Annotated in this window: 24 protein-coding genes and 1 pseudogene; 19 read left to right on the forward strand and 6 right to left on the reverse strand. The window is 68.8% G+C overall.

The genetic code is table 11. The features are described from left to right. The first annotated feature begins 132 nt into the window (after window positions 1–132). From AC07OH_RS26075 to AC07OH_RS26100, 6 genes are all read left to right on the forward strand, one after another. Window positions 133–990 carry a hypothetical protein gene (locus tag AC07OH_RS26075; RefSeq protein ID WP_495302641.1) on the forward strand — a complete coding sequence of 286 codons (858 nt, stop codon included), beginning with the start codon at window positions 133–135 and terminating at the stop codon, window positions 988–990. Window positions 991–1053: 63 nt separating this feature from the next. Beyond that, on the forward strand, window positions 1054–3009 hold the full coding sequence (locus tag AC07OH_RS26080; RefSeq protein ID WP_495302642.1) for an MFS transporter: 1956 nt from the start codon (window positions 1054–1056) through the stop codon (window positions 3007–3009). Window positions 3010–3219: 210 nt separating this feature from the next. Continuing rightward, complete coding sequence (locus AC07OH_RS26085; protein ID WP_495302659.1) at window positions 3220–3666, forward strand: hypothetical protein; 447 nt, start codon at window positions 3220–3222, stop codon at window positions 3664–3666. Continuing rightward, window positions 3663–4463, forward strand: a complete 801-nt coding sequence (locus AC07OH_RS26090) for a DUF2145 domain-containing protein (protein ID WP_495302643.1) — start codon at window positions 3663–3665, stop codon at window positions 4461–4463. The genes AC07OH_RS26085 and AC07OH_RS26090 overlap by 4 nt, the downstream gene beginning before the upstream one ends. Window positions 4464–4505: 42 nt before the next feature. Continuing rightward, window positions 4506–5606, forward strand: a complete 1101-nt coding sequence (locus tag AC07OH_RS26095; RefSeq protein WP_070063203.1) for a serine endopeptidase — start codon at window positions 4506–4508, stop codon at window positions 5604–5606. A gap of 91 nt (window positions 5607–5697) precedes the next feature. Beyond that, window positions 5698–6075 carry a DUF3597 domain-containing protein gene (locus tag AC07OH_RS26100; protein WP_070063202.1) on the forward strand — a complete coding sequence of 126 codons (378 nt, stop codon included), beginning with the start codon at window positions 5698–5700 and terminating at the stop codon, window positions 6073–6075. Window positions 6076–6146: 71 nt separating this feature from the next. On the opposite strand, the gene AC07OH_RS26105 is transcribed toward AC07OH_RS26100, so the two are convergent. After that, window positions 6147–6929: an SDR family NAD(P)-dependent oxidoreductase gene (locus AC07OH_RS26105; RefSeq protein ID WP_495302644.1), complete on the reverse strand. Its 783-nt coding sequence runs from the start codon at window positions 6927–6929 to the stop codon at window positions 6147–6149. A gap of 135 nt (window positions 6930–7064) precedes the next feature. Between AC07OH_RS26105 and AC07OH_RS26110 the strand changes: the two genes are divergently transcribed. Further along, the gene (locus AC07OH_RS26110) at window positions 7065–7445 is read left to right on the forward strand and encodes a hypothetical protein (RefSeq protein WP_495302645.1); all 381 of its coding nucleotides are present in this window, start codon (window positions 7065–7067) and stop codon (window positions 7443–7445) included. Between the two features lie 263 nt (window positions 7446–7708). On the opposite strand, the gene tgt is transcribed toward AC07OH_RS26110, so the two are convergent. Together tgt and queA are read right to left on the reverse strand one after the other, a co-directional pair. Then, a complete protein-coding gene (tgt, locus tag AC07OH_RS26115) occupies window positions 7709–8881 on the reverse strand; it encodes a tRNA guanosine(34) transglycosylase Tgt (protein ID WP_495272730.1) in 1173 nt (390 codons plus the stop codon). An 8-nt stretch (window positions 8882–8889) separates the two neighbouring features. Continuing rightward, entirely contained in the window at window positions 8890–9933 is a 1044-nt protein-coding gene (gene queA, locus AC07OH_RS26120; RefSeq protein WP_495302646.1) for a tRNA preQ1(34) S-adenosylmethionine ribosyltransferase-isomerase QueA, read from the reverse strand. A 126-nt stretch (window positions 9934–10059) separates the two neighbouring features. Between queA and AC07OH_RS26125 the strand changes: the two genes are divergently transcribed. The 3 genes from AC07OH_RS26125 to recG are packed head-to-tail and all read left to right on the forward strand — an operon-like array spanning window position 10060 to window position 14350. After that, window positions 10060–10743, forward strand: a complete 684-nt coding sequence (locus AC07OH_RS26125; RefSeq protein ID WP_495302647.1) for a DUF4166 domain-containing protein — start codon at window positions 10060–10062, stop codon at window positions 10741–10743. After that, window positions 10740–12230 carry a TIGR01777 family oxidoreductase gene (locus AC07OH_RS26130; protein ID WP_495302648.1) on the forward strand — a complete coding sequence of 497 codons (1491 nt, stop codon included), beginning with the start codon at window positions 10740–10742 and terminating at the stop codon, window positions 12228–12230. Before AC07OH_RS26125 ends, AC07OH_RS26130 begins: the two co-directional genes overlap by 4 nt. Window positions 12231–12241: 11 nt before the next feature. Further along, window positions 12242–14350: an ATP-dependent DNA helicase RecG gene (gene recG / locus AC07OH_RS26135; protein ID WP_495302649.1), complete on the forward strand. Its 2109-nt coding sequence runs from the start codon at window positions 12242–12244 to the stop codon at window positions 14348–14350. Here recG and serB read toward each other — a convergent pair. After that, complete coding sequence (gene serB / locus AC07OH_RS26140; RefSeq protein WP_495302650.1) at window positions 14340–15026, reverse strand: phosphoserine phosphatase SerB; 687 nt, start codon at window positions 15024–15026, stop codon at window positions 14340–14342. The two genes, recG and serB, sit on opposite strands and share 11 nt — an antisense overlap. Continuing rightward, on the reverse strand, window positions 15023–15928 hold the full coding sequence (locus tag AC07OH_RS26145; protein WP_370869629.1) for a LysR substrate-binding domain-containing protein: 906 nt from the start codon (window positions 15926–15928) through the stop codon (window positions 15023–15025). Before AC07OH_RS26145 ends, serB begins: the two co-directional genes overlap by 4 nt. Window positions 15929–16129: 201 nt before the next feature. Here AC07OH_RS26145 and AC07OH_RS26150 point away from each other — a divergent pair, with 201 nt between their 5' ends. The 4 genes from AC07OH_RS26150 to AC07OH_RS26165 are packed head-to-tail and all read left to right on the forward strand — an operon-like array spanning window position 16130 to window position 21290. Further along, on the forward strand, window positions 16130–17200 hold the full coding sequence (locus tag AC07OH_RS26150; RefSeq protein WP_062477439.1) for an ABC transporter ATP-binding protein: 1071 nt from the start codon (window positions 16130–16132) through the stop codon (window positions 17198–17200). A gap of 15 nt (window positions 17201–17215) precedes the next feature. Then, window positions 17216–18862, forward strand: a complete 1647-nt coding sequence (locus AC07OH_RS26155) for an ABC transporter permease (RefSeq protein WP_062477436.1) — start codon at window positions 17216–17218, stop codon at window positions 18860–18862. A gap of 32 nt (window positions 18863–18894) precedes the next feature. Next, entirely contained in the window at window positions 18895–19875 is a 981-nt protein-coding gene (locus AC07OH_RS26160; protein ID WP_307637652.1) for an ABC transporter substrate-binding protein, read from the forward strand. Further along, window positions 19872–21290, forward strand: a complete 1419-nt coding sequence (locus AC07OH_RS26165) for an L-serine ammonia-lyase (RefSeq protein WP_495302651.1) — start codon at window positions 19872–19874, stop codon at window positions 21288–21290. The genes AC07OH_RS26160 and AC07OH_RS26165 overlap by 4 nt, the downstream gene beginning before the upstream one ends. 18 nt (window positions 21291–21308) lie before the next feature. On the opposite strand, the gene AC07OH_RS26170 is transcribed toward AC07OH_RS26165, so the two are convergent. Next, on the reverse strand, window positions 21309–21938 hold the full coding sequence (locus tag AC07OH_RS26170; protein WP_159274083.1) for a LysE family translocator: 630 nt from the start codon (window positions 21936–21938) through the stop codon (window positions 21309–21311). A 362-nt stretch (window positions 21939–22300) separates the two neighbouring features. Here AC07OH_RS26170 and AC07OH_RS26175 point away from each other — a divergent pair, with 362 nt between their 5' ends. From AC07OH_RS26175 to AC07OH_RS26195, 5 genes and pseudogenes are all read left to right on the forward strand, one after another. Further along, window positions 22301–23917 (forward strand): PA0049 C-terminal domain-containing protein, encoded by a 1617-nt coding sequence (locus tag AC07OH_RS26175; protein ID WP_495302652.1) that lies wholly within the window; start codon window positions 22301–22303, stop codon window positions 23915–23917. Window positions 23918–23945: 28 nt separating this feature from the next. After that, on the forward strand, window positions 23946–24206 hold the full coding sequence (locus tag AC07OH_RS26180) for a hypothetical protein (RefSeq protein WP_225616844.1): 261 nt from the start codon (window positions 23946–23948) through the stop codon (window positions 24204–24206). A 116-nt stretch (window positions 24207–24322) separates the two neighbouring features. Continuing rightward, window positions 24323–25309, forward strand: coding sequence for a TRAP transporter substrate-binding protein (locus AC07OH_RS26185; protein ID WP_495302653.1), 987 nt, complete (start codon window positions 24323–24325; stop codon window positions 25307–25309). 3 nt (window positions 25310–25312) lie between these two features. Next, window positions 25313–25846 carry a TRAP transporter small permease gene (locus AC07OH_RS26190; RefSeq protein WP_495302654.1) on the forward strand — a complete coding sequence of 178 codons (534 nt, stop codon included), beginning with the start codon at window positions 25313–25315 and terminating at the stop codon, window positions 25844–25846. A gap of 9 nt (window positions 25847–25855) precedes the next feature. Then, window positions 25856–26055, forward strand: a pseudogene (locus tag AC07OH_RS26195) (C4-dicarboxylate ABC transporter permease); the annotation flags it as partial.

A 26055-nucleotide genomic window follows, 5' to 3' on the forward strand; every position in this document is an offset into this window, starting at 1 on the left:
CAGTGCGGGTTGAAGGTATTGGAAAAGGATACCGAAGGGAGTGAAATAGTGCCTCGTATCGATTCTCGATGCCTGGGGGAGGGCTGGCAACTAAATTCCACCCGCCAGCCACCACCCCCACCGAGGAACGCCATGCTTCTGCCCACTCTGACACGCCGCGAACGCGGACTGTTGTTCACCTTCGCGCTGCTCCTGCTCGTCGCCTTCTTCGGCCCGGCGCTGCCGGCCGCCGACGTGGCGATCGCGTCCGTGTTCGCCGACAACCGGCCGCTGTTTCACCTGCCCAACGCGATGGACGTGCTGAGCAACCTGCCGTTCCTGGCCATCGGCTGCCTGGGGCTGTACCGGCTCAACCGCATCGACCGCTCGCACCAGGAGGCGCTGGCCGGGTTCCCGCTGGCGCCGCCCGCCAACGACCCGCCGGACAACACGCTGGACTGCGCCTGGCTGTTCTTCGCCGGCCTGATCGCCACCGCCGCGGGCTCGGCCTTCTATCACCTGATGCCCGACGCGCCCCGCCTTGCCGCCGACCGCGCCGGCATGGCCGTGGCCTTCGCGGGCCTGATCGGCATCGCCGTCTGCGAGCGCGTCAGCCAGCGCGCCGGCTGGCCGGCCGCCTGGTTCGTGCTCACGGCCGGCCTGCTGGCGGCCGAGGTCTGCCAGGAAACCGGCAACGTGCTGCCCTGGGCGCTGGTGCAGTTCGGCGGCATGGGGCTGGTGCTCACGCTGGCGCTGACCACGCCGATGCGCGGCGCGGTCGGGCTCAAGCTGGGCTGGGTGATCGCGTTCTATGTGCTGGCCAAGATTTGCGAGCTGGGCGACCACGCCATCTACGAAGCCACCGGCCACCTCGTGTCGGGCCACACGCTCAAGCACCTGGTGGCGGCGCTGGCCGGCCTGCCCGTGCTGATGGCGCTGTACCGCCTCGAAAAGGGCTGGCGCGCGACGCTGCTGCGGCACAATCCCGACCCTGCCGCGATTGCGGTGTGACACGGCCTGACCACCGGAACGCCGGTGGCGCAGCGGTAGAAGACAAAGAGGAGATTGCATCGCATGACAACCCCCGCCGCCGCCGCGCCCGCACCCGTGGTGCATGAGCCCAACGCCCACGCGAACCAGTTCGCCCTGCTCGGCCAGCGGCGCTTCGCGCCCTTCTTCTGGACCCAGTTCGCGGGCGCCGCGAACGACAACCTCTTCAAGTTCGCCTTCACCGTCATGGTGACCTACCAGCTGCAACTGAGCTGGATGCCGCCGGCGATGGCGGGGCTGGTGATCGGTGCGCTGTTCATCCTGCCCTTCCTGCTGTTCTCGGCCACGGCCGGGCAGCTGACCGACAAGTTCGACAAGACGAAGATGATCCGCTTCGTCAAGAACCTCGAGATCGTGATCATGGTGATCGCCGCCTGGGGCTTCGTGCGCGCCGACGCGGTGGTGCTGCTGGGCTGCGTGTTCCTCATGGGGCTGCACTCCACGCTGTTCGGGCCGGTCAAGTTCGCCTACCTGCCGCAGGTGCTCGACTCTCGCGAGCTCACGGGCGGCAACGGCATGGTCGAGATGGGCACCTTCGTCGCCATCCTGCTGGGCCAGGTGGCGGGCGGGCTGCTGGTGGCGATGCCGCAGATCGGCCACACCACGGTGGCCGTGGCCTGCCTGCTGCTGGCGCTGGTGGGGCGCGGCGTGGCGCAGGCCATTCCGCCCGCGCCGGCCACCGACCCGGGCCTGTCGATCAACTGGAACCCCTTCAGCGAAACCTGGCGCAACCTGATGCTGGCGCGCGAGAACATCGTGGTGTTCCGCTCGCTGCTGGGCATCTCGTGGATGTGGTTCTTCGGCGCGGTGTTCCTGAGCCAGTTCCCCAGCTTCGCGAAGGAAGTGCTGCACGGCGACGAGCAGGTGGCCTCGCTGCTGCTGGTGGTGTTCTCGGTGGGCATCGGCGTGGGCTCGCTGCTGTGCGAGACGCTGAGCCGCCGGCAGGTGGAGATCGGCCTCGTGCCGCTGGGCGCCATCGGCATGAGCGTGTTCGCCATCGACCTGTACTTTGCCTCGCGCGCCTTGCCGCCTTCGGCCGGCATGGGCCTGGGCGCTTTCGTCCACCAGGCCGCGCACTGGCGCGTGATGGCCGACCTCGCGCTGCTGTCGCTCTTCGCGGGCCTGTACAGCGTGCCGATGTACGCGCTGATCCAGCTGCGCAGCCAGCCCACGCACCGCGCGCGGATCATCGCGGCGAACAACATCCTCAACGCGCTCTTCATGATCGGCAGCTCGGTGCTGGCGGGTGCGCTGCTGGGCGCGGGCTTCACCATTCCGCAGATCTTCCTGTTCACCGGCATCGCCAACGCGGTGGTGGCGTTCTACATCTTCATGCTGGTGCCCGAGTACCTGCTGCGCTTCGTGGCCTGGGTGCTGTCGCGCTTCGTCTACCGCTTCGACATCAAGGACGACCAGCACATTCCCACCGAGGGCGCCGCCGTGCTGGTGTGCAACCACGTGAGCTTCATCGACGCGGTGCTGCTGATGGCCGCGAGCCCGCGCCCGATCCGCTTCATCATGGACCACCGCATCTTCAAGGTGCCAGTGCTCGGCTGGCTGTTCAAGCTGGCCAAGGCCATTCCGATCGCGCCGCAGAAGGAAGACCCGGCCGCGTACGAGGCGGCCTTTGCCAAGGCCATCGGCGTGCTGCGCGAGGGCGATCTGCTGGGCATCTTCCCCGAAGGGGCGATCACGCGCGACGGCGAGCTGCAGCCCTTCAAGGGCGGCGTGATGAAGATCCTCGAAGGCGCGCGCGCCGAAGGCATCGAGCCGCCCGTGGTTCCGATGGCGCTGACCAACCTCTGGGGCTCGTACTTCAGCCGCATCGAGCTGCGCGGTGGCGAGCGCGTGGCCATGGCCAAGCCCTTCCGCCGCGGCTTCTTCAGCCGCGTGGGCCTGCGCGTGGGCCACCCTGTGGCGCCGCAGGAGGTGCAGCCCGAGACGCTGCGCCAGCGCGTGGCCGGCCTGCTGGCCTCCTGAGGCGCCCACCCCAAAGTATCTCTTCGGGATACTGAGGGACGCCAGGATCGCAACTGGTTGAAGTATTCGAGCCCCGCGGCGTGAAGGCGAACCATCATTCGCTCACCTTCACTGCGCCGCGAGGCCTTCATGCAACCCCTCTCATCCCCCACCGTTTCGATCGTCCAGCGCAGCCAGCCGGCTTCGCGCAAGACCGCCCTGGCGCGGTCGATGGCCGCCCTGGCCTTCGCCGCCTGCGCCGCGTTCGCGGGTGTCGCGACGCCGCTGCCTGCACGGGCCCAGAGCGAGGCCTCGGCCGCGCTGTCGCTGCTGCCCGTGGCCTCGGTGGTCGGTGCTGCTTCGGTCGTCGGCGCCTCGGCCACCGCGGTGGTCGCCGTGCCCGCGGCGCTGTCGGTGGGCGGCTCGGTGCTCACCGTGATCGCGGTCGAGGCCTCGGTCGACGGCACCGTCTATCTGCTCGAACGCGCCTCGGACGGCGCCCGCGCCAGCGTCAAGGTGATGGGGCGCGCCACCCGTGGCGTGTCGGCGGTCGCCGGCACGGCCGTGGTCGTGAGCGTGATCGGCACGGGCGTCGTGCTCTCGGCCGCGGGCGAGGTGCTGGCCTTCGTGCCCAACGCGGTCGGCCGCGCACTGCTCCACAACGAAAGACTGTCGTGAAACCCGCCCTGCGCCCCGCGCTGCTGCTGGCGTTCGCCGTCGCAGCGGTGCTGCCCTTGCAGGCGAATGCCGGCCGCTCGTGCGAACAGGTCAGGCCGACGCCGGCGCTGATCGTCAAGGGCATGCAGCTGGCCGAGCGCACCTCGCAGCAGCTCGACGCGAGCGGCGCGCGCGTGGTCATCCTGGCGCGCGCCGGCCAGGACCTGAGCAAGTACGGCCTGCGCTATTCGCACCTGGGCATCGCGTACAAGACCGACGAGGGCCCGTGGCGCGTGGTGCACAAGCTCAACCACTGCGGCACGGCGGTGGCCGCGGTCTACCGGCAGGGGCTGGGCGAGTTCTTCCTCGACGACCTGTGGCGCTACGAGGCCGCCTGGTCCGTGCCCACGCCGGCCGTGCAGGCGCAGCTGATGGCCGCGCTGCGCGAGCCCGATGCGCGCCTCGTGCGCCTGAACGTGGCGCCCTACAGCATCGTGAGCTACGCCTGGGGCCAGAAGTACCAGCAGTCGAACCAGTGGGCCATCGAGACCCTGGCCGCCGCGATGGAACCCGCCACCATCGGCACCCGCGCGCAGGCGCAGGCCTGGCTGCAGTTCAAGGGCTACGAGCCCACCACGCTGAACCTCGGCCCGCTGACCCGCCTGGGCGGGCGCGTGGGCTCGGCCAACATCGCTTTCGACGATCATCCGAACGAGAAGCGGTTTTCGGACCGCATCGAGACCGTGACCGTCGACTCGGTGTTCAGCTGGCTGCCGCGCGCGGGCCTGGGCGCGCCGCCGGTCACACTCAAGCTCTGAGCGAAGCAGCGCAACGAAGAACAAAGGAAAGAAGGAAAGACCATGAGCAAATCTCTGCGCCTGTCCGAGAAGTGGTTCCGCCGCGGCCTCTGGCTGGTGGCGTTCGTGTTCGCGAGCTTCCTGATCGGGCTGGGCAGCACGATCGTGGGCGACCTGCCGCAGGTCGAGCGCGTGCGCGTGCTCGACGACTTCATCGACAAGCCGGCGGCCGAGCCGCTGCGCGCCACCATCAAGGCCTCGGAGGCCGCCGAGCTGCAGGCCGCGCGCGACCTCGACCAGGCGCAGCTGCAGCTCAACACCGCGCAGCAGGCCAGCGCCAACGCGCGCGAGACCTTCGGCAACTGGATCGCCACGCGCCGCGCCACCGCGCAGCCCGACCAGGACACCGAGCTCATCGCGCGCACCAAGGCGCTCGACGCCTTCAAGCAGAAGGAAGACGCGGCGCAGCGCAAGGCCGACGCGCAGCGCCAGATCGCACTCGACGCGCGCCAGGCCGAACAGCGTGCGCGCGCGGCATTGGGCGTGCTGGAGCACGACGCACAGCAGCGCCTGGACGCCGAGTACCGCCGCGTCGAACTGCGCGTGTTCGGCTACCGGCTCGCGCTGACCCTGCCGCTGCTGCTGGTGGCCGGCTGGCTGTTCGTGAAGAAGCGCAAGAGCACCTACTGGCCCTTCGTGTGGGGCTTCATCTTCTTCGCTCTGTTTGCCTTCTTCGTCGAGCTGGTGCCCTACCTGCCGAGCTACGGCGGCTACGTGCGCTACGTGGTGGGCATCGTGCTCACGGTGCTGGTGGGGCGCTACGCCATCGTGGCGCTCAACCGCTACCTGGCGCGCCAGAAGCTCGCCGAGCAGCAGCCCGACCAGGTGCGCCGCGAAGAGCTGAGCTACGACGTCGCGCTGGCCCGCCTGGCCAAGAGCGTGTGCCCCGGCTGCGAGCGGCCGGTCGACCTGAAGAACAACGAGATCGACTTCTGCCCGCACTGCGGCATCGGCCTGTTCGACCACTGCGGCCACTGCAGCACGCGCAAGAGCGCGTTCTCCAAGTTCTGCCATGCCTGCGGAACCTCGGCCGCGGCGCATACACCTGTGACCGGCACTGCGCAATCGGTCACGCCGGGCGCGCCGGTTCAGCCGGCCACGTAGCGAAAGCGCCGCACGGTCGTGCTACAACCCCGGGCTGCGTCACGCAACGCCGTGCCGCGGGTTTTCCCATTCACATTGACGGAGCACACCCATGAGCATTTTCGGCAAGATTTTTTCCAAGATTTTCCCGTCGGCCAACGCCGCTGAAGTCGTCGCCGCACCGCCGGCGGCTGCACCCGGCGCACCGGCCGTTGCCGCACCGCCGCCCGCGATCCCGCTGGGCGACGTGCCCGCCGTCCTGGACGCGATGCCCGGTGCCGCCGGCCTGAACTGGCGCACCTCGATCGTCGACCTGCTCAAGTTGCTGGGCCTGGACAGCAGCCTCGCCGCGCGCAAGGAACTGGCCAGCGAAATCCTCTACAGCAACGGCGAACCGGGTTCGGCCGAATGGAACATCGGCCTGCACAAGCAGGTGATGAGCCGCATCGCCGCCAATGGCGGCACGCTGCCGGCCGAACTGCGCGACTGATCGTCCCGCCACCCACGCAGCAAAAAGCCCGGCATGCCGGGCTTTTTCTTTGGGGCGACCGGTGAAGCGCTTCAGGTCCAGCCTGCGTCCACCACGTAGTCCTGCGCGGTGCACATGCGCGAATCGTCGGCAGCGAGGAACAGCGCCATCGCGGCGATGTCTTCCGCCATCACGCGGCCCGGCAGGCATTGCGCCGCATCGATCTCCGCGCCCGATTCGGGCTTCACCCACAGCTTGATCTGCCGCTCGGTCATCACCCAGCCCGGCATGATCGTGTTGACCCGGATGTTCTGCTTGCCCAGGTCGCGCGCCAGCGAGCGCGTGAGGCCGATCACGCCCGCCTTGCAGGCCTGGTAGACCGGGTAGCCGCGGCCCTTCATGAGCCAGCTGATCGAACCGAAGTTGACGATCGAGCCGCCGCCCAGCGCGCGCATGTCGTCGGCCACCGCCTGCGCGGCAAAGAACTGGTGCTTGATGTTCACGGCCACGAGGCGGTCGAAGTCGTCGCTGGTCACGTCGGCCATCTCGTGGCGGCGGTCGTTGGCCGCGTTGTTCAGCAGCACCGACACCGGCCCGAAGCGCTGGCGCACCGCGTCGATGGCGGCGGCGAGCGCGGCCGTGTCGGTCACGTCGCAGGGCACGAACAGCGCGGGGTGCGCGCCCTGCAGTTGTGCCGCGAGCGTGCTGCCGGCGGCGGTGTCGAGGTCGCAGAAGCCGACCTTGGCGCCTTGGGCATGAAAAGCCCGCACCAGCGATTCGCCGATGCCGCTGGCGCCGCCCGAGATGAACACGGTGCGGCCGGCCAGCGAAGGGTAGCGGGCGGTATAGGCCGTGGGTGGGAAGGCGTTGGTCATGAGGGGGAGGACAACCGCAGTGAAGACAGGGCAAGCGTACCGGATGACGGCGTCCCTGGTGCCGGCCGGGCCTCCACCTGGCGTATGGCTTCCGGCCTGTGGGCAGGGCGCCGTGGCAGGCATACGCTTCGGCCCATGAGCTCCTTCAACCGCCGCTTCGTCTTCTGTCTCGCGCTGCTTCCGGCCGCCTTCGCGGCGCGGCACGTCCGCGCGCAGGCGCAGGCACCGGCGCCCGTGCTGCTCTTCAAGGTGGTCTCGCCGCGCGACGACATCGTGGTGGGCATCGAGGCGGCCCAGCTGGGCGCCGGCGCGGTGCCGCCCGTGCAGCGGCTGGCCGCCATGCTGGCCGAGAAGGGTCAGCTCACGCTCTGGCAGTACGCCTCGCACAAGGACGCGAGCGGGGCGCTGGTGCAGGCGCCGCTCAGGCAGATCGTGATTCTCAAGAACGAGCTGCTGCGCATCGAGCCCTACGCGACGCCGCTGGCCATCCAGCCGCCGGGCGCCGCGAAGCCCTAGGGCCTGTTCACCCTATTTCTAGCGTCGCGTTGGCTGGCAAAGGGGCTGGCTGCAAGGCGCCCGTGCGCAGCAAGGCTGAAGCCTTGCAAGCGCGGGCAACGCCGCAGACGGCCCCTTTGCCAGCCAACCCGAAGGGAAGGTCTGCCACGGCGGGCCACTCGGCGTTGCGCTCCTTGCGTGTGCGCATGCACACGCGGCGTCACGCGCCTTGATTGGCCCGCCGTGGCAGACCTTCGCGACGCCAGAAATAGGGTGAACAGGCCCTAGACGCCGCGTGCGCGGTCGGCCTTGAACTGCGCGCGGAATTCCGTGAACGTGCCCGCGTCGAGCGCCGCGCGGATCTCCGTCATCAGGTTCAGGTAGTAGTGCAGGTTGTGGATGGTGCACAGCATCGGGCCGAGCATTTCGCCGCAGCGGTCCAGGTGGTGCAGGTAGGCGCGGCTGAAGCCTTCGCGCCCGCCGTCGTTCCAGCTCACGCCGGAGGTGCCCGCGCAGGCGTGGCAGGTGCAGCTCGGGTCGACCGGCTGCGGGTCGCTCTTGTGGCGCGCGTTGCGCATCTTCAGGTCGCCGAAGCGCGTGAACATCGTGCCGTTGCGCGCATTGCGCGTGGGCATCACGCAGTCGAACATGTCGACGCCGTCGGCCACGCCCTGCACCAGGTCTTCGGGCGTGCCCACGCCCATCAGGTAGCGCGGCTTGTTCGCGGGCAGCCGGTGCGGCGTGTGGCCCATGATGTGCAGCATCTCTTCCTTGGGCTCGCCCACGCTCACGCCGCCGATGGCGTAGCCGGGGAAGTCCATGTCGACCAGCGCCGCCAGCGACTCCTCGCGCAGGTTCTCGAACATGCCGCCCTGCACGATGCCGAACAGCGCGTTGGGGTTCTCGAGCCGCGCGAATTCGCTCTGGCAGCGCTTGGCCCAGCGCAGGCTCAGCTCCATCGAGACGCGCGCCTCGGCCTCGGTCGTGATGTGGCCCTTGGTGTCGTAGGGCGTGCACTCGTCGAACTGCATCACGATGTCGCTGTTCAGGATGGTCTGGATCTGCATCGAGACCTCGGGCGTGAGGAACAGCTTGTCGCCGTTGACGGGCGACGCGAACTTCACGCCCTCTTCGCTGATCTTGCGCATCGCGCCCAGCGACCACACCTGGAAGCCGCCCGAGTCGGTGAGGATGGGCTTGTCCCATTTCTCGAACTGGTGCAGCCCGCCGAAGCTCGCCATCACGTCCAACCCCGGGCGCATCCACAGGTGGAAGGTGTTGCCCAGGATGATCTGCGCGCCCATCTCTTCGAGGCTGCGCGGCATCACGCCCTTGACGGTGCCGTAGGTGCCCACGGGCATGAAGATCGGCGTTTGGACCTTGCCGTGGTTGAGCGTGAGCGTGGCGCGGCGCGCGTGGCTGTCGGGGTCGGTCTTGAGGAGTTCGAAGTTCAGCATGATGTCGTTCAGTCCTGGGTGCGTGCGAGCAGCATGGCGTCGCCGTAGCTGAAGAAGCGGTAGCCGTTGGCAATGGCGTGGGCATACAGCGCCATCACGCGCTCGTAGCCCGCGAAGGCCGAGACCAGCATCATCAGCGTGCTCTTGGGCAAATGGAAGTTGGTCACCAGCACGTCGACGTGCGCGAAGGCGAAGCCCGGCGTGATGAAGATGCGCGTGTCGCCCGTGGCCTCTCCGCTCTTGGCCCACGACTCGAGCGTGCGCACCGTGGTCGTGCCCACGGCGACCACGCGCCCGCCGCGCGCCTTGCACTCGGCAATGGCCCGCTGCGTGGCCTCGGGCACTTCGTAGCGTTCGGCGTGCATCGTGTGTTCGGCGATGTTCTCGGTCTTCACCGGCTGGAAGGTGCCGGCGCCCACGTGCAGCGTGACGTTGGCGCGCTGCACGCCGCGCGCTTCGAGTTCGGCCAGCAGGCCTTCGTCGAAGTGCAATGCGGCCGTGGGCGCGGCCACGGCGCCGGGCACGCGCGCGAACACCGTCTGGTAGCGGGTCTCATCGTCGGCCGAGTCGGTGTGCGTGATGTAGGGCGGCAACGGCACGTGGCCGCAGCGCTGCATCAGCGCATACGGGTCTTCGCCCGCGTCGCTCTCGAAGCCGAAGCGGAACAGCGCGCCATCTTCCTCGGGCCAGCGGCCCAGCAGCGTGGCGCGGAAGCCGCCCACCATCTGCAGCGTGGTGCCCACGGGCGGCTTCTTGCTGACCTTCATGTGCGCGACCACCTCGTGGCCCTGCAGCACGCGCTCGACCAGCAGCTCGAGCTTGCCGCCGGTCGGCTTCTCGCCGAACAGGCGCGCCTTGACCACGCGCGTGTCGTTGAAGACCAGCAGGTCGCCCGCGCGCAGCAGCGAGGGCAGTTCCTTGAAGATGCGGTCGGCCGGGGCGGGGCCTGTGCCGTCGAGCAGACGGGAGGCGGTGCGTTCGGTGGCCGGGTGTTGTGCCACCAGCTCGGGCGGCAGATGGAAATCGAAATCGGAAAGCGTGAAGGCGCGCATGGTGCTTGAGGGCCGGACGGGCCCGTGCCAAGGAGGCATGGGAAAGAGAAAAAGGCGGAGAGCGGCGATTGTCCCATGGCCCGGAATCACGGGCGCCGCCGGGGGTTGCCGAGGCAGAATCGACGCATGGTCGATTCTTCCGTCGCGCGTGTCACGCCAGCCCCCGCCCCTCCTTCCGAAGGCGAGCTCTTCAAGAAGATCCTGGGCGGCGCCTGGATGGGCCTGCACCCCGACATCCGCCGGCGCTTCGACAAGAACCCCCTGCCGGGCAAGGCGCTGCACTACCTGGGCGCGCTCAGCGAGCTGCGCTGCTCGCGCTTCGGCAAGCTCCTGGGGCACCTCACGCAGCCGATGATCCAGGGCGCGCTGATCCCCTACAGCGACAGCCACTTCCCGGTCGAGATCCAGGTCTACGCCCGGCCCGACGACCCGGCCATCTACAAGCAGCGCATCTACCGCCTGCACGGCCGCCAGCCGATCCAGTTCACCAGCTTCATGCGCGAGAGCGAACGCGGCGAGGTGCTGGAGTACGTGGGCATGGGGCTGGGCATGAAGCTGGTGCTGAGCGTGGAGCCCAGCGGCAGCCTGCATTTCCAGAGCGACGGCTATTTCTGGGAGGTGTTCGGCTGGCGCATTCCGCTGCCGGGCCTGTTCACGCCGGGCAAGACTTTTCTCTGGCACCACAACGAGACGCCCGAGCGCTTCAACATCCGCATCGAAATCCGCCACTGCCTCATGGGCACCACCTTCACGCAGGTCGGCGTGTTCGAGGAAGTGCCGGAGCCGCAGGCGCAGGCGGTGTCCGCATGATCGACACGCACCTGCTGGCCCTGCAGCTCATGGCGGCGCAAGGCGCGCTGGGCGCCTTCGACACGCTCTACCACCACGAAGGCACCGAGGCCCTGCCACGCCGCGGCACGGCGGGGCGCGAGCTGGCGATCCACGCCACGCGCTCGTCGATCTACTGCGCACTGTTCCTCGGGCTGTCGGCATGGGCCTGGCACGGCGCGTGGGCGTGGGTGCTGCTCGTGGTGTTCGGCATCGAGATCGTGCTCACGCTGTGGGACTTCGTGGTCGAAGACGGCAGCCGCCTGCTGCCGCCGACCGAACGCGTGACGCACACCGTGCTGGCCATCAACGCCGGCGCGTTCATCGCGCTGCTGGCGATGAGCGCGGTCGGCTGGGCAGCGCAACCGACGGCGATGGTGTGGCAGCCGCACGGCTGGCTCAGCGCCTTCCTGGCGCTGTGCGGCGTGGGCGTGGGCATCTCGGGCCTGCGCGACGGCTTCGCGGCGCGCGCGCTGTTCAAGCAGCAGAAGCAGGCGCAGGTACGCGCCGTCGAGGCCCCGGTGCACTTCGGCACGAAGCCGCAGCAGGTGCTGGTGACGGGCGGCACCGGCTTCATCGGCCAGATCCTCGTGCGCCACCTGCTGGCCGACGGCCACTCGGTGACGGTGTGGACGCGCGACGCGCGCGCCGCCGCCTGGGGCTTCGGCGGCGCGGTGCGCTGCGTGCAGTCGCTCGACCAGATTCCCGCCGCCGACGCCATCGACGTGGTCGTCAATCTCGCGGGTGCACGCATCCTCGGCCAGCGCTGGAGCGTGCGGCGCCAGCGGCAGCTGCTGCAAAGCCGCGAAGGCCTGACGCAGCGGCTCGTCGCATGGATCGCCACGCGCCCGCGCAAGCCGTGGCTGCTGCTCTCGGGCTCCGCCATCGGCTACTACGGCGTGCAGCCGCAGGGCGACGCCACCGAGCTCGCCGAAGACGCACCGCCGCAGGACATCTTCATGTCGACGCTGTGCCAGCGCTGGGAGCGCGCCGCGCACGCGGCCGTGGCGCACGGTGTTCGCGTGGCCTGCCTGCGCTTCGGCTTCGTGCTGGGCCACCAGGGCTCGCTGCCGCAGCTGCTGATGCCGGTGCAGCTGGGCATGGGCGGGCGCCTGGGCAGCGGGCGGCAGTGGCTGTCGTGGGTGCATGTGCATGACCTGATCCGCGCCATCGCGCATGTGTGGACGGTGACGGAGCCGGACACAGGTCCGGCCAGCGCGCAGGCCTTCAACGTCACCGCGCCGGGTGCAGTGAGCCAGGAGGCCTTCACCCGCGTCGCCGCCGGCGTGCTGCACCGCCCCTGCTGGATGCCCACGCCCGCCGCGCCCGTGAAGCTGCTGCTCGGCGAGCAGGCCGACCTGCTGCTCGAAGGCCAGCGCGTGGTGCCGGCGCAGCTGCTGCGCAACGGCTTCCAGTTCATGTTCCCCGATGCCCGCAGCGCCTTGACGGACCTTTGCCGTCCACGCTAGAAGCCTTGTCCGTGCCCGCCAAGAAAGAACCGACTCCCCCCGCCGCGCCGGCGTCACCGCCCGGCACTGGCCTGAGCCTCGTGCAGCGCGCGCTGCGCAAGCTCGGCCTCGTGCGCGACATCGACTTCGCGCTCTACCTGCCGATGCGCTACGAGGACGAGACGCGCATCGTGCGCCTGGCCGACACGCGCGACGGCGACATGGCGCAGGTCGAGGGCGTGGTCACAGAGTGCGAGGTGGTGTTCCGACCGCGCCGCCAGCTCATCGCCACCATCGACGACGGCAGCGACACCTGCCAGCTGCGCTTCTTCAACTTTTATCCGTCGCAGCAAAAGCAGTTGGCGGTGGGCGCCAAGGTGCGCGTGCGCGGCGAGATGCGTGGCGGTTTCGTGGGGCGGCAGATCATGCACCCGACCGTCAAGGCGGCCGGCACGGCGCTGCCCAACGCGCTCACGCCGGTGTACTCGACCGTGGCGGGGCTCGCACAGCCGGTGCTGCGGCGCGAGGTGCGCTCGGGCCTGGCGCGCGCGCTGCTCGACGAAACCATCCCGGTGCAGATCGGCCTGCGCGGCGCGTGGGACCTGCGCAGCGCGCTGAGCTTCCTGCACTACCCGACGCCCGACGTGTCGATCGCCGCGCTCGAAGACCACAGCCACCCGGCGTGGCAGCGCATCAAGGCCGAGGAGCTGCTGGCGCAGCAGCTCTCGCAGCTGCAGGCGCGGCTGGAGCGCGCGGCGCAGCGTGCGCCGGTGCTGCCTGCGTCCACCGACGCGGCGGCGAGTTCGCTGCATGCGCAATTGCTCGCCGTGCTGCCCTTCGGCCTCACCGGCGCGCAGCAGCGCGTGGGCGAGGAGATCACGGCCGACCTGCATCGCCAGGTCCCGATGCACCGCCTGCTGCAGGGCGACGTGGGCTCGGGCAAGACCGTGGTCGCGGCGCTGGCCGCCGCGCGCTGCATCGACGCGGGCTTCCAGTGCGCGCTGATGGCGCCCACCGAAATTCTCGCGGCCCAGCACTTCGGCAAGCTGGTCGGCTGGCTCGATCCGCTGCTGGCCGAGCGCGGCCTGCGCGTGGCCTGGCTCACGGGCAGCCAGAAGAAAAAGGAACGCGACGAGATGTCGGCCGCCGTCGAAAGCGGCGAGGCCGCGCTGGTCATCGGCACGCACGCGGTCATCTCGGAGAAGGTGAAATTCAAGAACCTGGCGCTGGCCATCATCGACGAGCAGCATCGCTTCGGCGTCGCGCAGCGTCTTGCCTTGCGCGGCAAGGCGGGCGGCGACCTCGAGCCTCATCTCTTGATGATGAGCGCCACGCCGATTCCCCGCACGCTCGCGATGAGTTACTACGCCGACCTCGATGTGTCGACGCTCGACGAGCTGCCGCCGGGCCGCACGCCCATCGTCACCAAGCTGGTGGCCGACCACCGGCGCGACGAGGTCATCGACCGCATCCAGGCGCAGATTTCGCAGGGCCGGCAGGTCTACTGGGTCTGCCCGCTGATCGAGGAGAGCGAGGCGGTCGACCTGCGCAACGCCACCGAGACGCGCGACGAACTCGCCGGCACGTTGGGCGAACACATCCAGGTCGGCCTGCTGCATTCGCGCATGCCCACGGCCGAGAAGCAGGCAGTGATGGCCGCCTTCACCGCGAACGAAATCCAGGTGCTCGTGAGCACCACGGTGATCGAAGTGGGCGTGGACGTGCCCAACGCCTCGCTGATGGTGATTGAGCATGCCGAGCGCTTCGGCCTGTCGCAGCTGCACCAGCTGCGCGGGCGCGTGGGGCGCGGCGCGGCGGCTTCGGCCTGCGTGCTGCTCTATGCGCCGGGCGACAGCGGCCGCGTGGGCGAGGCGGCGCGCGCGCGGCTCAAGGCCATGGCCGAGACCGGCGACGGCTTCGAGATCGCGCGGCGCGACCTCGAGATCCGCGGGCCTGGCGAATTTTTGGGCGCGCGCCAGTCGGGCGCGCCGCTGCTGCGCTTTGCCGACCTCGCGACCGACACGCTGCTGCTCGACTGGGCGCGTGAGCTTGCGCCGGTGATGCTGCAGAAGCACCCCGAGCTGGCGCAGCGGCACATCGACCGCTGGCTCGGCACGAAGGCCGAATACCTCAAGGCTTGAGCAGGTCGAGCAGCCGGTCGAGCCCGCCCTCGTCGATCGCCAGCATGGCCGCCTCGCGCACCATCGGCTTGGCGTGGTAGGCCACCGACAGCCCGGCCACGCGCATCATCGGCAGGTCGTTCGCGCCGTCGCCCACGGCAATGGCCCGGGCCGGCGGGATGCCCATCGCGCGGCAGCATTCGAGCAGCTTGTCCTTCTTGGCTTCGCCGTCGCAGATGTCGCCCCAGGGCTGGGGCAGCATGCGCCCGGTGAGCCGGCCGTCTTCGATCTCCAGCACGTTGGAGCGCGTGTCGTCCAGCTGCAGCCGCTCGCGCAGCCGGTCGGTGAAGAAGGTGAAGCCGCCGCTCAGCAGCACGACGCGCAGGCCGGCTTTCTTGCACGCGTCGATCAGCGTCTCGGCGCCGGGGTTCAGGTGCAGGCGCTGGTCGTACACGGCCTGCAGCGCCGACAGCGGCACGCCGCGCAGCAGGGCCACGCGCCGGCGCAGGCTGTCCTTGTAGTCGGTGATCTCGCCGCGCATCGTGGCCTCGGCGATGGCCGCGACCTCGGGGCCGCAGCCCGCGATGTCGGCGATCTCGTCGACCGTCTCGATGTCGATCAGCGTCGAGTCCATGTCGAAGGCGATCAGCCTGAAGTCCGACAGCCGCAGGGAAGGAAGAGTGAGCGTGGTGGTCATGGGGTGAGGCTTCCCGCGTTCCAGTGCTGCGTGCCGAGCCAGTCGACGAACTGCCGTGCCAGCGCGGCCACCGGCCCTTCGGTGCGGTACAGCGCGTAGACGCCCGAAGCCGGCAGGCGCGGCTCGGGAAACACCAGGCGCAGCCGGTCGGCGCGGATGTCTTCCTCGAGCAGGCACCAGGGCGCCAGCGCGAGCCCCAGGTCGTTCATGGCGGCCTGCATGCAAAGAAACTGGTGGTCGAACACGGGGCCGGGCAGCTGGGGCGGCACGCGCACGCCGGCCAGCTCGAACCAGCGCGGCCAGTTCTCCACTTCGCCGGCGGCCTGCAGCAGCGGGTGGCCCAGGCAGTCGGCCATGCTGGCGATGCGGTGGCGCTCGATGAAGCGCGGCGACGCCACGGCCACGAGGTGGTCGTCCAGGCAGCGCACGCAGGTGTGGTCGGGGCGCTGCATGGGAATGCGGCGGATCAGCACGTCGCTGCCGGCCTCGGCCTGGTCGAAGAACTGGCGGCCCAGGGTCGACAGCTGCACGTCGGTCTGCGGCGCCAGGGCCTGGAAGCCGGCCAGCCGCGGAATGAGCCACTTCATCGCCAGCGAGGGCGTGGTGCACACGCGCAGGCTGGCGCGCTGGTGGGGTGACTTCAGCGCGGCCGTGGCGCTGGCGATGCGGTCCAGGCTGGCCTGCACCTCGGCGAAGTAGTCGCGCGCATGGGGCAGCAGCGTCGCGCCGCGGGCCTCGCGCGCGAACAGCGGCTGGCCCAGGTAGTCCTCCAGCAGGCGGATCTGCTGGCTGACGGCGCTGTGCGTGATGCTGAGTTCGTCGGCGGCCGCGGTGAAGTTGGCATGGCGCGCCGCCGCTTCGAAGGCGCGCAGCGCCTTCAAAGGGGGGAGGCGTCGGGTCACCACATGCGTACCTCGGCGAGCGGACTTGTCTTCCTCATGTTCTTTTCGTGTTCGGTTGCGTGCCGCCCGGGGTTGGAGGCCGGCGCGCATCGTAGACCGGGAAGCCTGCAGAAAAACTAACCGGCCGCCTTAAAAAATACGGCTGGTGGCGCGCAGGGGGCGCACCTAGCATCGCGCTTCCTTCCACCCTGAACAAGAGACATGGCTTCCATCACCATCGACAACGTCGTGAAGCAGTTCGCCAACCAGACGGTGCTGCAGAACCTGTCGCTGCATGTGCCCGATGGCGCCTTCTACACCCTGCTGGGCCCCAGCGGCTGCGGCAAGACGACCCTGCTGCGCTGCATCGCGGGCTTCAACGAGCCCGACGGCGGCCGCATTCTTTTCGACAAGGACGACGTGACGCGCGTGTCCACCCACCACCGCGACATCGGCATGGTGTTCCAGGACTACGCGCTGTTCCCCGACAAGACGGCCTTCGACAACGTGGCCTACGGCCTGCGCGCGCGCAAGGTGCCCAAGGCCGAGATCGCCCGGCGCGTCAACGAGGCGCTGGACAAGGTGAGCCTGCTGGCACTGGCCGACCGCTACCCGGCGCAGATGAGCGGCGGCCAGCGCCAGCGCGTGGCGCTGGCGCGCGCGCTGGTGATCCGCCCGCGCGTGCTGCTGATGGACGAGCCGCTGTCCAACCTCGACGCCAAGATGCGCCTGCAGATGCGCGACGTGATCCTCGACCTCGTGCGCGAAGCCGGCATCACCACCGTGTTCGTCACGCACGACCAGGAAGAGGCGCTGGCCATGTCCGACCGCATCGCCATCATGGACCGCGGCAGCATCGCGCAGCTGGGCACGCCCGAAGAGCTGTACGGCACGCCGGTGAACGCCTATGTGGCGGACTTCATCGGCTCGGCCAACGTGATCCCGGTGCCGGCCGAGTCCGCCGGCGGGGCCGCGTCGCACGTGCGCTACCAGCTGTGCGGCCAGCAACTGGACGGCAAGCAGGGCGGCGCCGCGCTGGGCGCGCAAGGCATCCTCATCGCGCGCCCCGAGGCGCTGTCGCTGATGGCGCCCGCGCCCCACGTGCCCAACGCCATCGCGGGCGAGGTGCTGCGCCGCCAGTACCTGGGCTTCAAGACCGCCTACCGCATCCGGCTGCACGACCAGTCGGAGATCCGCGTCGAGCTGCACGCCGGCAACATGGTGGCCGACTTCCAGGCCGGCGATGCGGTGCAGGTGCTGGTGCCGGCCGACAGCCGCGTCGTCGCCGCCTGAACGGACACGCACGCCATGAAAATCAACTGGTGGCCCTGGGGTTTCCTGACCCTGCTCAGCCTCGTGCTGCTGCTGTTCTTCGTGTTCTACCCGCTGGGCACGCTGTTCGTGAACAGCGTGCGCGACGAGTCGGGCGCGTTCTCGCTGTCCGGCTTCATCACCTTGCTGCAGGACAGCGAATACCTGCTCGCGTTCCGCAACACGCTGGTGCTCGGCGTGTCGGTCACGGCCTGCACCGTGGCCGTGGGCGTGCCCTTCGCGTACATGGTGGCGCGCTACGACTTCCCGCTGAAGAACCTCGTGGCGGTGCTGCCGATCATGACCATCGTGATCCCCGAGATCATCGTCGGCCAGTCGTGGCTGCTGCTGCTGGGCAACAACGGGCTGGTGACCAACCTGCTCGCGGGCGCGGGCATCACGCTGCCGACCTTCTACGGCTGGACCGGCATGGTGTTCTCCATGACGCTGGTGTACTACACCTACATCTACCTGGGCGTGCTGGCCGCGCTGCGCGGCTTCGACGGCCAGCTCGAAGAGGCCGGCCTGAGCCTGGGCACTTCGCCGCTGGTGACCAAGCTGCGCGTGCTGGTGCCGGTGATCCTGCCCGCGGTGCTGGTCAATGCGCTGGTCGTGTTCACGCTGGTGGTGGGCAACTTCGCGCTGTCGGTGGTGCTGGGCAGCAGCGTGCCGCTGCTGTCGGTCATGACGTACAACGCCTTCGTCGGCGAGATGGGCGGCAGCCCGACGCTGCAGAGCGCGATGTCGGTCGTGTCCATCGGCATCGTGGCCATCGTGCTGTTCTTCCAGAAGCGCGTGGTCGAGCGAAAGATCTACACGATGACGCAGGGCCGCGCGCCGGCGGTGGTGCGCGTGCGCTCGGGCGCGGCGGTGTTCTACACGCTCAGCGTGGGCGTGATCATCGTGCTGTCGATGCTGCCGCTGCTCATCGTCTTCGTGGGCGCCTTCACCGAGACCAGCGGGCCCGTGATGCGCTGGGGCCAGTGGTCGCTGTCCAGCCTGGAGCGTGCGCTGCGCGGTGCGCCCGAGCCGATCATCAACTCGCTGAAGTTCGCCTCGATGGCGACGGTGGTGGGCGTGGCCTTCGCGGTGCTCGTGAGCTACCTGACGATCAAGAAGCGCAACCCCTTCACGCAGCTGCTGGACTACATCGTGGTGCTGCCGCTGACCATCTCGGGCACCGTGCTGGGCATTGCGCTGGTGCAGACCTTCAACACCGGCTGGCTGGTGCTGGCGGGCACCTCGGGGATCATGGTGCTGTGCTACACGGTGCGCCGCCTGCCCTTCGCGGTGCGCAACGCGTCGTCGACGCTGTTCAACATCTCGGACTCGATCGAGGAGGCCTCGATCAGCCTGGGCGTGTCGCCGCTGAAGACCTTCTTCAAGGTGCTGCTGCCGGCCATGAAGGCCTCGATCATCTCGGCCGCCATCCTGATGTGGGTGACCACGATCTCGGAGCTGTCGGCCTCCATCGTGGTCTACACGGGCGGCCTGGAGACCATGCCCATCGCCATCTTCCGCCAGGTCGACGGCGGGCGCCTGGGCCTGGCCTCGGCCTACGGCGCGGCGCTGGTCAGCGTGATCCTGCTGCCCATCGTGGTGGCGATCAAGGTGTTCCGCATCAACCTCTTCTCCAGCAAATGACCCACCCATTCACTTCAACCTGCGAGGTTTTCATGTCCTTCAAGTCCCTGGCGAAATGCGCGTTCGCGACCCTGGCCCTCACGGCGGGCGTCGCGGGTGCGCAGACGGTGGTGCTCTATTCGTCCAACAACACCGAGACCGTCGAGACCGCGCTGGCCGTGGTCAAGAAGAAGGCGCCCGGGCTCACGGTGCAGCAGGTCACGGGCGGCACCGGCACGCTGATGAAGCGCATCCAGGCCGAAGCCAAGAACCCGCGCGGCGACGTGCTGTGGAGCGGCGGCTTCGGCACGCTGGGCGCCTACAAGGACCAGATGGCGCCCTACAAGTCGCCCGACCTCGCGGCCGTGCCCGCGGCCTTTCGCGGCCCGAACGACCTGTGGGTCGGCACCAACGTGCACGTCATGGTGATGATGGTCAACGAGCGCCAGCTCAAGGGCATGCCCGCACCCAAGACCTGGTCGGACCTGATGCGCCCCGAGTGGAAGGGCAAGTTCGCCATCACCGACCCGAGCAAGAGCGCCACGGCCTACATGCTGGTGTATGGCCTGCTCAAGCAGTTCGGCCGCGACGGCCTGGGCAAGCTGGCGGCCAACGCGGTCGTCACCGCGTCGTCGGGCAGCACTTACAAGGGCGTGGCCGCCGGCGAGTACCCGGTGGGCCTGACCATCGAGTACGCGGCGCAGGAGTACGTGGCGGGCGGCCAGAAGGAGATCAAGCTGGTGTACCCGACCGAGGGCAGCTACCTGGCGCCCGAAGGCATGTTCATCGTGAAGGGCGCGAAGAACATGGACGCCGCCGTCGCGCTCTACAACGGCCTGCTGAGCAAGGAGACGCAGCAGGAGCTGCTGGTGAAGAACTTCCGCCGTCCGGTGCGCAGCGACATCGCGGTGTCCAAGCTCACCTCGCTGCCCGACCTGAGCGCCATCAAGGTCTTCCCGCTCGACCAGGAAGCGGCCTCGGCGGAGTACGAGCAGCTCGTGGCGCTGTGGAACCTGGCGGTGAAGGCGCGGTGACGAGCACGGCGAAGGCGCCTTCGACGCCGGTCAGCGCCTTCGATCTGTTCAAGATCGGCATCGGCCCTTCGAGCTCGCACACGGTCGGGCCGATGATCGCGGCGCGGCAGTTCGCCTGCCTGCTGCAATCGCAAGGCCTGCTGTCGCAGGTGGCCGCGCTGGTGACGCAGCTGTACGGCTCGCTGAGCGCCACCGGCCGCGGCCACGGCACCGACCGCGCCGTGCTGCTCGGGCTCGCAGGCCACCGGCCGGACCGGATCGATCCCGACACCATCGAGCCCGCCATCGCGGCCATCCGGCGCGAGCGGCGACTGCACCTGTTCGGCACGCACGCCGTGGCGTTCGATGAGAAGGAGCACCTGCTCTTCCTGCGCAAGAGCCTGCCCCGGCACCCGAACGGCTTGCGCTTCATCGCATTGGATGCGCAGGGCCAGACCCTCGCCGAGGCGGATTACTTTTCAGTGGGCGGCGGCTTCGTCGTCGATGCGCAGGGCGAGAGCGTGCGCAACGAAGCCGGCGTGCAGCGCCCGGCACCGGCCGCGCTGCCCTTCGCCTTCGACACCGGCGCGGAGCTGCTCGCGCAATGCCGCGCGCAGGGCCTGTCGATCGCCGCGCTGATGATGGCCAACGAAACGCAATGGCGACCGCAGGCCGAAGTGCGATCGGAATTGCTGCAGGTGTGGGACGCCATGGCCGGCGCCGTGCGGCGCGGCTGCGCGAGCACCGGCACCTTGCCCGGGCGCATGCAGGTGCGGCGGCGCGCGGCCGACCTGTTCGCTCAGCTGCAGGGCAGCGGCACCGCGCAGGCCGCGCCCGACCCGCTCGCGGCGATGGACTGGGTCAACCTGTACGCCATGGCCGTCAACGAAGAGAACGCGGCCGGCGGGCGCGTGGTCACCGCTCCCACCAACGGCGCGGCGGGCGTGATTCCGGCAGTGCTGCACTACCACCAGCGCTTCTTTCCCGGCGCGGGCGACGATGCGGTGGTCGAGTTCCTGCTCACCGCCGCCGCCATCGGCATCCTCTACAAGAAGAACGGCTCGCTCTCGGGCGCCGAGGTCGGCTGCCAGGGCGAGGTCGGCGTGGCCTGCTCGATGGCGGCGGGCGCGCTCGCCGCGGTGATGGGCGGCACGCCGGGCCAGGTCGAGAACGCCGCCGAGATCGGCATGGAGCACAACCTGGGCATGACCTGCGACCCGGTCAGCGGGCTGGTTCAGATCCCGTGCATCGAGCGCAACGCGATGGGGGCGGTGAAGGCCATCAACGCGGCGCGCATGGCCTTGCGCGGCGACGGCTCGCACTTCGTGTCGCTGGACAAGGTCATCCAGACCATGATGCAGACCGGCGCGGACATGAAGACCAAGTACAAGGAAACCTCGCGCGGCGGTCTCGCCGTGAACATCGTCGAGTGCTGACCGCCGCGCGGCCGCGGCTCAGCCCGCCGGCCGGCGCGTGAACGCGAGGATCAGCCCGAAGCCGACCATCATGCTGCCGCTCACGCGGTTGAACCAGCGCATCGCGCGGCTGCCATTGGCCAGCCGGCGCATGCGCGCGCCGAGCAGCGCATACAGCGCGATCGCGACCAGCTCGAACACCAGGAAGGTCACGCCCAGCAGCACGTAGCTCGACGCGTACGCGCCGGGCACCACGAACTGCGGGAAGAAGGCGGTGAACACCAGGATGGCCTTCGGGTTGCCGGCCGCCACCGTGAACTCCTGGCGCACCAGCGCGCGCATCGACGGCGGCGCGGCCTCGTGCGCCTGCACCTGCGCGGTCGGCGCTGGCGCGCGCAGCAGCCGCACGCCGATCCACACGAGGTACGCGGCGCCGATGTACTTGATGACATCGAAGGCCAGCTCCGATGCGACGAGCACCGCGCCCATGCCCAGGCCCGCGATGGCGATCATGACCGCGAAGGCCACGAGCCGGCCGCTCGCCGCGATGACCGCGGGCGACACGCCGTGCTTCGCGCCGTTGGTCACCGACAGCAGGTTGTTGGGGCCGAACGCCATGTTGATGGCGAAGCAGGCGGGCAGGAACAGCAGGTAGGCGGACAGGGTCATGGCGCATCCGGCGGCGGGTGTGGCGGGGTGGTCATTATTTCAGCAGTCCGGTGGCGCGCCGCGCTGCCTGCGGTGTTCGTTTGCCCTCGCGCACCCCCCACGAATCAGCGAGGCACCGCTGTGCGGCGAGGCGCGTGGCCGTAGCGCCTGCATCGCTCACCTTGCGGGTTTGCACCAATTTCATGACAAACATGGTGGGGCATCATTTGGTTAATTGTTCAACAAAACATATATCCAAGCTCAACCAAGATGATCTGGTTGAGACCTCGATCCATGGTGGTGTTGACCAATTCCCAAGCTTCGCGGCGACCGGTCGTGAGGCCTTCCTGGTCTGCACATCACATTCATGGGAGCGATTCGTCATGGCAAGCGACTTTCATCCAAGCCCCTCTGCGGGGGACGACTGCAAAGCGAAGGACGCCACGGGCGTCCCGCAGGGCGGCATCTCCTGGCGTCGGAATGCACTGGGGCTGGGCATCTGCGCGGCGGTACTGGCGGGATGCGGTGGCGGCGGCGGAGGCGGCGGGGCTGACCCGGCCACCGTCGCGGCCATTGCAGCAGCGATCGCCGCTGCCAACGCACCGCCGCCCGCACCGCCACCCACGACGAATCCCCCACCACCCGCGCCGCCGGCGATCCAGGCCAAGTGCGCGATGGACACCGGCGTCGCGGCCTCCTACGAAGAGCAGCGCCTGCCCAACAAGCTCAGCGCCAGCGATGCGGCGAGCTTCTCGCAACAGCTGCTGCAGGCCAGCGGCTTCGACAAGTTCGGGCCGGCGTTCGCACTCAAGCTGTGCAAGGACGGTCTGGCTGGCGCGTCGAGCTACGACGCGGCTGTGGCCCTGCTGAAGGCCGAGGGCCAGCAGCTGTGGCAGGCCGCGGTGGACCGGGTGCAGGGCCGCAAGGTCGAGGGCAGCCTGCCGCAGAGCGACGACCGCATGCTGTACTGGGCGCGCCTGACCATGGCGTTCGCGCTGCGCCAGTGGAAGCCCGACTTCCCGCTCGACGACGCACAGCGCGCCGCACTGGAGAACGAGTTCGAGCGCGCGTCGCGCGGCCAGTACGCGATCGATTTCCCGGAAGGCACGGGCCACAAGCGCATCCTGGTCAGCGGCTTCGATCCCTTCACGCTGGGCACGCCGGGCGTTCACGACAACCCGAACATCCGCATCGGCAATCCCTCGGGCGCGACCATCCTCTCGCTGGACGGCAACACCGTGGCGCTGGGCGACGGCACCACGGCCGTCATCCGCACCTTCATCCTGCCCGTGAACTACCCGCCCTTCCTGCAGGGCATGCAGGAAGACACGCTGGGGCCGTGGTTCAAGCCCGGGCCCAAGCGCGTGGACGCATCCATCTCCATGAGCCAGGGCGGCGGTGCCTTCCACCTGGAGCACTTCAACGGCCGCTACCACCTGGCCAGCATCCCGGGCAACGACAACGTCTGGCCCGCCTGCATGGACGGCGACAGGTTCCCGTCGGTGCTGGACTGCGACATTTATCCGCCGGAGCGCTGGCTCGGTTTCCTGCCGCGGCCCTGGGCCAAGGAGACGCCACCGCAGTTCACGGTGTCGACGCTGCCGTTCCAGGCCATGATCGACGCGAAGACCGGCGAGGGCGTCATCAACCGCGACACCGGCACGCCGGGCGGCTGGGGCGTGATTCGGCGCGACACCTACAACGTGCAGCCGTGCAAGAAGGACGCGCTGGGCCCGCTGGACAACAACTGCGCCCGCACGGGCGGCGGCGGCAACTACCTCTCCAACGCCAGCGCGTACCGCAACACGCTGCTGCGCGACACCTTCAAGCTGAACATTCCCGCCGGCCACATCCACACGCCGGTCATGACGCGCTTCGGCGCGGACAGCGACGGCAAGATCACGGATGCAACCTTCGAGGGCTTCCGCGACTCCATCGTGGCCCAGGGCCGCAACCTGGTGATCGCGATGGCGAAGACCCTGTCGGCGCCGGCACCCTGACAACGTTGCATCACACGAAGGCATGGACATGAAACACCAACTCTTCATCGGCATCGTCGGCCTGGCGTTGTCGGGCGCGGCCCTGGCCCAACCCACCGAGAGCTTCTACCTGATGCGCAACAAGGTCAGCGGCAAGGCCGTCTGCGCGCAGCATCCGATCAGCCCCGACTGGGTGCGCGAGGCCGGCCCCTTCAAGGACCAGGACTGCAAGGTCGCGGACAAGCCCGAGCCCCGGCGCTCCGACCTGCCGGCCAGCCCGCTCGAGCTGGCGCCCAAGAAGAAGGAATAAACAGCCGGCCCGGCCCCTGGGCCGCCGACGCCACGGCGTGCATGCACTGCACGCCGCGGCTTCGCCTTGCGCATTCCTTTCCTCTCTCTTTCTTTTTTTTCTTCCGGAGCGTTCCCATGCGAAATCCATACGTGCACGCCGTTGCCGCCGCCTTCGCGGGCCTGGCCTTTTCCCTCGGCGCTCACGCCCAGACCAAATGGGATCTGGCCAATGCCTACCCCGCGACCAACTACCACACCGAGAACATCACGCAGTTCGCGAAGGACGTGGACGCGGCCACCGGCGGCAAGCTGAAGATCACGGTGCACGCCAACGCGTCGCTGTTCAAGGCGCCCGAGATCAAGCGCGCCGTGCAAAGCGGCCAGGCCCAGGCCGGCGAGATCCTGCTGGCCAACTACGCCAACGAGAACCCGATCTACGCGCTGGACGGCGTGCCCTTCCTGGCCACCACGTACCCCGAGGCCCGCAAGCTCTACGACGCCTCCAAGCCCGCGATGGACAAGCTGCTCGCCGCCCAGGGCATCAAGGTGCTGTTCGTGGTGCCCTGGGCACCGCAGGGCATCTACACCAAGAAGGAGATCGGCTCGGTGGCCGACCTGCGCGGCATCAAGTGGCGCGCCTACAGCCCGGCCACGGCCAAGATTGCTGAACTCATCGGCGCGCAGCCGGTGCAGATCCAGCAGGCCGAACTGAGTGCGGCGATGGCCACGGGCGTGATCGAGAGCTACATGAGCTCGGGCTCCACCGGCTACGACACCAAGACCTTCGAGCACATCAAGAACTTCTACGACACGCAGGCCTGGATTCCGAAGAACGCGATCCTCGTGAACGCCAAGGCCTTCGATGCGTTGGATGCGACCACCAAAGCAGCGGTGACCAAGGCCGCAGCCGACGCCGAGGCGCGCGGCTGGAAGGTCGCACAGGAGAAGAACGACGAGTACAAGCGCCTGCTCGCCGAGCGCGGCATGAAGGTGCACAAGCCTTCGCCCAAGCTGGACACCGACATGCGCCAGGTCGGCGGCATCATGCAGGCCGACTGGCTCAAGGCTGCCGGTGCCGGTGCCGATGGCGCCGCCATCGTCGACACCTATAAAAAGAAGTAAGCCGTGCGCCGCTTCCTCGATCGCCTGTACGACGGTGCAGGCGCGCTGGGCGCGTTCTGCGTGTTCCTGATCTTCGTGCTGATGATCGTGGCCGGTGTGGGCCGCCAGATGAACTGGCACGTGAGCGGACTCAACGACATCGTCTCCTGGCTGTGCGCCGCTGCGGCCTTCTTTGCGATGGCGCATGCGTTCCGGCATGGTGACTTCGTTCGCGTGACGCTGCTGCTGGACGCGGTGCCGCTGAAAGTGCGGCGTGTGCTGGACGTGATGTGCCTGCTGATCGCCGCAGTGTCGGTGGCCTACCTCACCTACTGGGCCACCAGCTTCACGTACGAAAGCTACGAGTTCGCGGAGATGGCCACAGGGTTGGTGGTCATTCCGATCTGGATTCCGCAGTCCGCCTTCGTGATCGGCTGCTGGCTGCTCTTGATCGCGATGGTCGACGAGCTCGTCGGCGTGGTGCGCGGCGAAAAGCCCAGCTACCAGCGCGCCATCGAAGAGCGGCACGCAGCCGGCGATTTTTCCTCCGACGTCTGAACGCACGCCATGCTCGAAACACTGCTCATGGGCGCGCTCTTGCTCGCCATCATGCTTCTCTTGCTCGCCGGTGGCGTCTGGATCGCCATGACCCTGGCCATCGTCGGCTGGGTCGGCCAGGCCTTCTTCACCAACACGCTGCCCGGCAAGAACCTGTTCTCGGCCTTCTGGGAAAGCAACGCGAGCTGGGAGTTGGCGGCGCTGCCGCT

The organism is Variovorax sp. GW821-FHT10C12 (assembly GCF_059415405.1).